This window comes from Streptomyces sparsus (assembly GCF_054776295.1).
The window spans coordinates 1-2,321 of sequence record NZ_BAAHCA010000790.1 but is presented as its reverse complement, the minus strand read 5'-3'; the positions used below and the strand labels follow the sequence as shown (position 1 = coordinate 2,321).

The 2,321-nt window shown below is 72.9% G+C and carries 2 protein-coding genes; both read right to left on the bottom strand.

Annotated elements, in window-relative coordinates; all coding sequences use genetic code 11:
* Positions 1-152 precede the first annotated feature (152 nt).
* The gene (locus ACYVE9_RS23405) at positions 153-1,187 is read right to left on the bottom strand and encodes a ketoacyl-ACP synthase III family protein (protein ID WP_461029876.1); all 1,035 of its coding nucleotides are present in this window, start codon (positions 1,185-1,187) and stop codon (positions 153-155) included.
* Positions 1,188-1,225: 38 nt separating this feature from the next.
* Positions 1,226-2,321 (bottom strand): type I polyketide synthase (locus tag ACYVE9_RS23400; RefSeq protein WP_461029875.1); only part of this gene is annotated, 1,096 nt, incomplete at its 5' end.

The following is a 2,321-nucleotide window of genomic DNA, read 5'->3' as shown; positions in this document are numbered from 1 at the left end:
CGGCGTGGCGGCGTACCGACCGGTGCGGGGCACCGTGCGCCGCACCGCCAGGGACGGTCCCGTCCGTTCGCCGGCCCTGCACTGAACAGCGTCCGCTGCCCCCGACCGGGAGGACCGGTCGGGGGCAGCGGACGTGCGGGGTGCGGCCGGGCTCAGACGGCCCAGGCTGGTACGTCGGTGAGGGTCACCACGCAGGCTGTGCAGAGCCAGCCGGGGCCCTGCGAGATGAGCAGGACGTGGTCGCCCGGACCGACCTCGCGGGTGCGGACCAGGTGCTCCAGGGTGATGAAGACGTCCGCGCCGCCCACGTGGCCGACCGACTTGCCGAAGTCCCAGGCCGACCTCTCCATGGGCAGGCCGAGCGGCATCATGACGGAGTATTCGATCATCCGCCCGTCCATGTTGATCGGCACGACCTTCGCCAGGTCGGAGGCGTTCAACTCGGCGTCGACGAGCGCCTGGTGGATGACGGCGAGGTCGAAGACGCTCAGTCTCTCCAGCGTCTCCGACAGCGACATCTCCGTCTTGGTGAAGTTCTCGGCGCGTTCGGCCATGTCGGCCATCGAGCCCGCCCCGCCCCGCAGGATCAGCGGGCCGTCCCCGCGGTGCCACTTCTCCAGTGCCGGCAGGACCCCGGCGTGCAGGGACCGGACCTCGGCGAAGCCGCCCTCGGAGCTGAGCAGGACGGCCGCGCCGCCGTCACCGAGGAAGTAGGACTGGCCGTAGCCCGTCCAGCGGTCGATGTCCGGGGACGTGAAGTTCTCGCCGGTGGTCAGCAGCACGGCCTCCGCCTCGGCGACTCCCGTCATCTGCCCGATGGCGACCTCCAGGGTGCCCAGCATGCCGTTGCAGCCCTGCTGCAGGTAGAGGGCGGAGAGGCCTTCGAGTCCCAGTTCGCGCAGGATGTATCCCGGCGGGTAGGCGCCCTCCGGCCCCTGGTAGTGCACGGCGCTGTGGATGTGGCCCGCGATCTCGTCCGGTTCGATCTTGGAGCGCTCCAGGGCGGTCCTGGCGGCCGACACCGCCAGGTCCACCGCCGGCACATCCCCCGACACGTGCGTCCCGGTGAGGCCGTTGGCGTCCAGGACCTCCTGCTCCACACGCCCGTCGGCCACGGCCGCTTCCGCGCTCGCCCACTCGTGCAGAGCGACTCCCACGGAGTCGATATGGACGTTCTCTACCTTCATGTGAGGTGTCTCCAATGTGGTCCGGGACCGACGTCGGTCTAGGCGAGCAGTTGTTCCTTGATGTGCCGGGCCAGCGCGGTGGGCGTGGAGAACTCGAACGCCACACCGGGCGGCAGGCTGAGCCTGGTCGCGGTGTTCAGCGCATTGCGCAGGTTGAGCGAGGTCAGGGAGTCGAAACCGAGCCCCTTCAGGTCGGCGGTCGCGTCCACGGCGTCCGCCGAGGAGTGGCCGAGGGCGGTCGCGACGTGGTCGCGGACGAGGCCGACGAGCGCGGTGTCGCGCTCCTCGTCGGTCATCGCGGCCACGAGGTGTTTCAGCTCCGAGGCCTGGGCGGGGGTGTCCCGCGCCGCAGGGCGGGCCGGCGGCGGCAGGACGGAGCGCAGCAGGGCCGGGGCCTCCCCCGCTGAGGCGCGCTCCAGGAGGGCGCCGAGGTCCCACCGCGCCGCGACCGTGAGGCCGGGCCGGTTCCACGCCGCGTCGAGCAGTTGAAGCCCCTGCTCCGGGGGCAGTTCCCCGAGCCCCGGCAGGGCGAGGCCCGCCTTGCCGGAGGTGAACAGGTCGCGGCCCGCCCACACGCCCCACGCGACGGACGCCGCCGGGACGCCGTGTGCGCGGACCTCGTAGGCGAACGCGTCCAGGAAGGAGTTGGCCGCGGCGTAGTTGCCCTGCCCGGCGCCGCCGAGCACGCCGGCCACCGACGAGAACATGACGAACGCGGACAGTTCGGCGTCCCGGGTCGCCTCCCACAGGGCGAGCACCGCGTCCACCTTGGGTCGCAGCACCGCGCTGAGCCGTTCCGGCGTCAGCGACGGGAGCACGCCGTCGTCCAGCGCCCCCGCGGTGTGCACGACGGCCGTCAGCGGGCGATCGGCGGGCAACGCGCCGAGCACGTCGTCCAGTTGCTGCCGGTCGGTCACGTCGCAGGCGGCCACGGTGACCCGCGCCCCCAGTCCGGTCAGTTCAGACACGAGGTCTCCGGCGCCGGGGGCTTCGGCGCCGCGGCGGCTGAGCAGCAGCAGGTCGCGGGCGCCGTGCTCCACGACCAGGTGGCGGGAGACCGCGGCGCCGAGCAGGCCCGTGCCGCCGGTGACCAGTACCGTTCCGCCGGTCCCCGCGGGCAGCGGCACGCCGCTG